1 protein-coding gene is annotated in these 569 nt (G+C 54.1%); it reads right to left on the reverse strand.

What is annotated here, in order from left to right:
* Positions 1 to 569: hypothetical protein (locus tag MKX14_RS18220; RefSeq protein WP_240283151.1), on the reverse strand; the 569-nt coding region annotated here is incomplete at both ends.

Genomic DNA, 569 nt, shown 5'->3' on the forward strand with positions numbered 1-569 from the left:
AGGTTACCTTCGGCATCCACTGCTTCTGCATGGATGGTCACAGGGCCTTCGCCTGTCACAGGAATCGCTGCAGTGATGAAGCCGTTTGCAAGGTCAGCTGCTGTCACGGTGTAGTTAGTACCGTTCACATTCACCACGGTGCCGTCGACTGCATCAGGTCCCAACGCCACTTGTGCATTGAAGCTGCCGTCTGTGCCTAGCTCGTCTGCATTCAAGATACCGTCGCCATTTAAGTCTTCAGGAATCGTGATCGCTCCGATCAGGTCTGCAGGCAAGGTATCTACAGTCACGGTGACGTCTGCATCTGCAACATCAAGGTTACCTTCGGCATCCACTGCTTCTGCATGGATGGTCACAGGGCCTTCGCCTGTCACAGGAATCGCTGCAGTGATGAAGCCGTTTGCAAGGTCAGCTGCTGTCACGGTGTAGTTAGTACCGTTCACATTCACCACGGTGCCGTCGACTGCATCAGGTCCCAACGCCACTTGTGCATTGAAGCTGCCGTCTGTGCCTAGCTCGTCTGCATTCAAGATACCGTCGCCATTTAAGTCTTCAGGAATCGTGATCGC

Origin of the sequence: Acinetobacter pittii, from assembly GCF_022449185.1 — a bacterium.
GTDB lineage: Bacteria > Pseudomonadota > Gammaproteobacteria > Pseudomonadales > Moraxellaceae > Acinetobacter > Acinetobacter pittii_I.